The 5407-nt window shown below is 48.9% G+C and carries 5 protein-coding genes; 2 read left to right on the top strand and 3 right to left on the bottom strand.

Translation table 11 applies throughout. The annotated features are described in order from the left end of the window. Both VEI96_00225 and VEI96_00220 read left to right on the top strand, forming a co-directional pair. A partial coding sequence (locus VEI96_00225; protein HXX56405.1) for an AAA family ATPase occupies window positions 1-541 on the top strand: 541 nt, incomplete at its 5' end. 269 nt (window positions 542-810) lie between these two features. Then, entirely contained in the window at window positions 811-2172 is a 1362-nt protein-coding gene (locus VEI96_00220) for an FAD-linked oxidase C-terminal domain-containing protein (protein ID HXX56404.1), read from the top strand. Window positions 2173-3705: 1533 nt separating this feature from the next. Here VEI96_00220 and VEI96_00215 read toward each other — a convergent pair. From VEI96_00215 to VEI96_00205, 3 genes are all read right to left on the bottom strand, one after another. Continuing rightward, complete coding sequence (locus VEI96_00215; GenBank protein ID HXX56403.1) at window positions 3706-3930, bottom strand: hypothetical protein; 225 nt, start codon at window positions 3928-3930, stop codon at window positions 3706-3708. A 74-nt stretch (window positions 3931-4004) separates the two neighbouring features. After that, window positions 4005-4244 carry a hypothetical protein gene (locus VEI96_00210; GenBank protein ID HXX56402.1) on the bottom strand — a complete coding sequence of 80 codons (240 nt, stop codon included), beginning with the start codon at window positions 4242-4244 and terminating at the stop codon, window positions 4005-4007. A 416-nt stretch (window positions 4245-4660) separates the two neighbouring features. Further along, window positions 4661-5185 (bottom strand): hypothetical protein, encoded by a 525-nt coding sequence (locus VEI96_00205; protein ID HXX56401.1) that lies wholly within the window; start codon window positions 5183-5185, stop codon window positions 4661-4663. Between the last annotated feature and the right edge of the window lie 222 nt (window positions 5186-5407).

Genomic DNA, 5407 nt, shown 5'->3' with positions numbered 1-5407 from the left:
GAAGCAGCAGGATGACCTCAATAAGTCGATAGCAGAGCTCGAGGAGGCGATCACGAAAATAAACAGTACCACGAGGAAGAAACTTCGGGAAGCCTATGAACTGCTGAACGCAAAATTCGCCGAGGTCTTCGTCTATCTCTTCGGGGGAGGGAAGGCCGAGCTCATCCTCACCGACGAGCAGAGCATCCTCGACACCGGCATCGAGATTGTCGCCCAGCCGCCGGGGAAGAAACTCCAGAACATCAACCTCCTCTCGGGAGGAGAAAAGGCCCTTACCGCGCTCTCCCTGTTATTCGCCAGTTTTCTCATCAAGCCTTCTCCGCTCTGCATCCTTGACGAGGTCGACGCCCCTCTCGACGAGGCGAATGTCGGACGGTTCGGCAAGATGCTGAGGGACCTCTCCGATAAGATACAGTTCATCGTCGTGACCCATAACAGGATAACGATGGAAGCGGCAGACTATCTCTATGGCGTGACGATGGAAGAACCCGGAGTATCGAAGGTTATCTCGATGCAGCTCGTGGACGCTCTCAATGGTTAGGTCACAATGAACGGAAAACAACAGCGGGAGCAGCACCGGCTCCTCTCTGTAACAGCATTCGACTAATTCCGACTTAGCCCGATTAAGGATTTCTGATGAAATGCAGAGCATGTAAGGGAGAACTGAAGCTTATTGCCGGCTGAAAGTCGGTGATCTTTCGCTGCATGGAATGCGGCAGGGATTTCCCGATCTCGGATTTCATCGACGAGATCGACAGAGAGACCTGGGACCGCATCTCTTCGAGACCCTGCAACCGGGCGTGAGAGAGAATGCGTAATCTCGTTGAGGCATTGCCGGGAATAAGCGTCTCCGACGCCCCCGAAGACCTCATCTGTTACGGGTTCGACGCCTGCGGCAGTGAGAGCCTTCCCTCAGCGGTTCTTTGGCCCGAGACAACGGAGCACGTCATACGAATCATGAGACACGCCTATGAAGACGGGATATCTGTCGTGCCGAGAGGGGCGGGCACGGGGATGAGCGGAGGGGCGGTTCCCCTGAAGGGTTCCCTGGTCCTAAGCATGGAGCGGATGAGCAGGGTCATCGAACTCGATAGGGAAAACCTCACGGTGATCGTCGAGCCGGGCATAATCAACGGCAACCTCCAGAGGGAGGTGGAACGGCACGGCCTCTTCTATCCTCCTGACCCAGCGAGCATGAACTTCTGCACGATCGGAGGAAACGTCGCCGAGAATGCGGGCGGACCGCGCGCGTTGAAATACGGTGTGACGCGGGACTATGTCATGGAGATGGAGGCGGTGCTTCCCTCCGGCGACCTCATCACGACAGGGGTGAGGACCCGCAAAGGCGTGGTCGGCTATGACCTCACCCGGTTGCTCGTCGGTTCCGAAGGAACGCTCGCCGTCGCGACGAAGATACGCCTCAAGCTTCTCCCCCTCCCTGATACTGTCGTGGCACTCCTCTGCCTCTTTAACAGTCTCGAAGCGTCCGGAAAAGCGGTGTCGCGGATCATCGCTTCAAGGATAATTCCGAGGACCATCGAGTTCATGGACCGGGAAGCGATCGCTGCTGTGGAAAGGTATCATCCCATCGGCATCCGTGACAACGTAGAGGCGCTTCTCCTCATAGAGATCGACGGAGATCCGCTCTCGATCAAGCGGGAGGCAGAGAAGGTTGCTGACATATGCATGAAATTAGACGCGGACGTCAGCATGGCAGAGGATGATGAGGCGAGAGCCCGGCTGTGGGAATGCAGGCGCGCGATTTCGCCTGCCCTCTATCACCTGAGTCCGACAAAGATCAGTGAAGACATCGTGGTCCCGCGAAGCCGAATCCCGGAGATGCTCACGAGCCTGAAAAGGCTCTCCGGAGAGAGAGGGGTAAAGATAGTAAATTTCGGCCACGCCGGGGACGGGAACATACACGTGAACATCATGATCGACAAGGCGAATGCCGAGGAATACAAAAAGGGGAAAGACCTGGTCAAGGAGATATTTTCACTTACCCTGTCACTCGGCGGGACCATTTCGGGCGAGCACGGCATCGGCATAACAAAGGCTCCCTACATCGGGATGGAGATAAAGGAGCGAGAACTCGGACTCATGCGGGGCATAAAACACCTCTTCGACCCGAAGAACATCCTGAATCCCGGCAAGATATTTCCCGAGAAGTAGTCGATAAGTTCACTCCTACAGTAAACGTTCGTACCGCCACATTTCTCAGCTGAATATCCCAACGAGACCAGCCGTCACGATAATCTGGAGCGTGACCATGGTCGTAATCCGGAAAATCCCCGTCGCCTGGTCATGAGACCCGCCAAGGAAGCCCGACATTGTTTGGCCGTCATAGCTCATAGTTAGTTTATAATCCTGCTCACTTTTGTTGCTCGTAAATTTGACCGTATTCCCATTCCGTCATTTCATCTTATGAGTTACATAGAGCCCGGTTACATAGGTTGAAATAAATATCAGCAAGAAGGGAATCCAGGTCCCGAGTAAGCTGGCAAACATCTCCAGGCTTCTCTTAATGACCATGGCTACAATGAGGAAATCTACCGTCATTACAAAGCCCGCGAAACTCGTCGCTGTTGACAACGGTGTGGTGTAGTTAAATTTACGAAAGTAAATCAGAGACACAACGGCAAAATAGACTGGGGCTCCAATCGCATGGATGATTAATGTATTCTGCAGAGAGGTCGTTGCGATTCCGGCGACCATTGTTGCTCCACAGAGCGCCCAGCCGGAAAGCGCATGGATTATAATTGTGATAGTTTTTCTACTGGTCATTTATTTGATATGCTAAGGCGATAAATGTTTAGAAACCGCCGACCTTAATCCTATCGCTCGATTTGGTTGTCGCACGGTCTCATTGTCAAACTATTGGGTCAAATAAAGGACAATGCTTAATTTCCGTGCTTCGTTATGGTGATTGAAAGGAACTACCTGCAAAAACGGCCCCATTACAGGAAGTCTGGCAATATATGAGCTTTTATCATGGGGATGGCCATGCCAGCTCGCTTTTCCAGTGATAGTAGTCATCTGCGGATCGGCCATTCCGGAGAAATTCTGATCGAATGTGAAATACCTTCTACCCCCCCCCATTTACCGTTTTGACTATGTGCAAACATTACTCCTATTGAAAACCGGCTCTTCAGTGGGTGCCTTTTGTTCGAATTCGACAGCTATGTTCACGTAACGATATCCATCAACTTCTGTGTATAGCCCGCTGCTGATGCCGATATTAGCGGGGATACTGTAGCCGTCATAGATAGTGATAGTCTTTGTTTTAGCCGTACAACAATTGGTAGTGGCACATCCTTGGAGGGCAATACTCATGATGATACAAAGAGACATATACAATGCTGTGTGGATCTTCATGCCCCATCCTTTCTCTTTTGCCCGTGGTTAGTGTTTGTATTTATGTTTCTTCCATCTATTCCTGTGCAACGCCGGGCATGAGCCGCGCCGGGCCACAGAGCCTGCGGAAAATGCCCAAGGGTAATCGGCGTCGGTCTTGATGTTATGTTATGGATCCCTGCCCGACATGCCCCTCAACTGTTATGTTGTAGTATTCAATTCTTTTGATATCTAATGCCATAGGTTCCCTTTAGTTATTGATAGGTAAGCTTAAGATCCCAAAGCCTGACGACAGAACTGTGCGGTGGCTATCAGCCATCCGCACGAGTGATTTGTCAGCATCAGATGCACTTAAGATGCCTTTTCAAGACGCTCAGCCACCCAGACCTTGATGATAGATTGGCGAGGCACGCCCAAACGTCGCGCTTCTTTGTCCAATAAATGGATCATCCAAAGCGGAAAATCGACATTAACTCTCTTTTGTTCTTGCTCGGGTCTTCTTGCTTTTGCTACATCAAGATATTTGGTAATGTCTTCTCCCTCATCAAATTTCTTGTCGATTTCCTTAGCCTTCATAAATTTCGACCTCCTCCTTTCTTCAGCGTCGCACTGAAATAATTTTGACCCTTTCGGTCGGCTCGCTTTGATCGTTATGCGCTCTTTTTATGCTTTGAAGCATATAATTCTATCAGCCGCCGAATCATCTTTTGATACGAAGTATGGTATCGTTCGGCCTCTCTCTTGAAAAATTCAATACTCGATTTGTTCAATGCGATAGTTACCTTCACATTCTCTTCTTTCAGCACCAGCTGTTCGGGCGGCGGAAGAAAGTCTTCAACAACTTTTAATCTGCCCATTGGCTCGTCAGTATACTTTGTTTTGCTCTTCATATATTCTTCTCCCCCTTCTCCAATATCCGGCACCGTAGATGCGGATTACATTTCCTCTATAAGTAAACCTGACCGTCAATATGCCGTCATTAACACGGCCGATACAGTAAAATCTATTTTCGTCGCTGCTATGGCTGACATCTTCCGCTATGACACGATGAGGATCGAAAAAAGCGTGTTGAGCCAACGCAAACGAAACATTATGTTTAAGTTGATTTTCTTCATCTTTCTCTGTATCCCATTCGAAGCGGGTTTTCTTCATAGAAGTAATATACTTCAAATATGTATAAAAAGCAATATAAAAGTATGGGTGGGAAGTGGTTTGCAGTTACTCGTTCTAATGACGGCTTTCAGCAGCTGGAGCAATCACGCCAGGCTTATCTCCGGCCGTCTTGAAAGATTTGTTGGATGTCTTGTCATTTTATAGTCTTCTTGAATTCTAGTTCACATTTGGACGGTTTGCGCGAAGGAGTGTTAATAACGCAAGGCACGGAAAGACGCCTTAGGAACGCAGTTTTCTTTATATTCATTAATTCACTATTCTTTTCCAAGGCGGTGCCAATCAATATTGTTTCCAAATACTCACTAGAACGATGGCCATTCTTGCCCGGTTTAGCAAACTTGCCGTTCTTAGTTCTCTTTGTAATCAGGAAAAGGAGAGGCGTCCCCTTTTTGCTTGCTAATGCCTCATTGTAAATAGTAATTTTATGCGTTGCAAAGCATTCATTCTGAAATGATTGTTTTGCAGCTAAACCGACATACCACGGCTTGATGCCTTTGGCTGCATGGACTGCGAAAAGATAGCAGCCGCATGCAGACGATAACAATTCATCACTATTTTTGACCTTGTCCCAAAAATATTGACGCGCGCCTTTGCTGCGGTCCACTAATCCATTTTTACTCTTTCTGAACTCGAACGGGCCATGCATCGTATATTTCATTTATCCTCCTTTATTATTCGTCTTGCGTCCAATGACGAGGCTGACCAGCGGCAACCACCTTTGTAAAAACCTCATAGGCTATTCCGGTCGCCGTCGAGCCGGTTGTTAAGCCCGGATTTCTATTTCTTTATCAGAGCTGATAATAGCACTGAAATCACTATGTCGGATCGAAAGACTTTCTGAAGCGATGATATATGCTAATGCCGAAGAGACTGCCCAGAA

The organism is Thermodesulfovibrionales bacterium, from assembly GCA_035622735.1.
Lineage (GTDB): Bacteria > Nitrospirota > Thermodesulfovibrionia > Thermodesulfovibrionales > UBA9159 > DASPUT01.
Note: the sequence above shows the minus strand (reverse complement) of the source record. Positions and strands in the feature narration are given on the sequence as shown.

Bases quoted from the DNA above. Each gene is read 5' to 3' on its own strand.
- VEI96_00220 (HXX56404.1), top strand. From the start codon at position 811: ATGCGTAATCTCGTTGAGGCATTGCCGGGAATAAGCGTCTCCGACGCC.
- VEI96_00210 (HXX56402.1), bottom strand. From the start codon at position 4,244: ATGAAGAGCAAAACAAAGTATACTGACGAGCCAATGGGCAGATTAAAA.
- VEI96_00205 (HXX56401.1), bottom strand. From the start codon at position 5,185: ATGAAATATACGATGCATGGCCCGTTCGAGTTCAGAAAGAGTAAAAAT.
- VEI96_00215 (HXX56403.1), bottom strand. From the start codon at position 3,930: ATGAAGGCTAAGGAAATCGACAAGAAATTTGATGAGGGAGAAGACATT.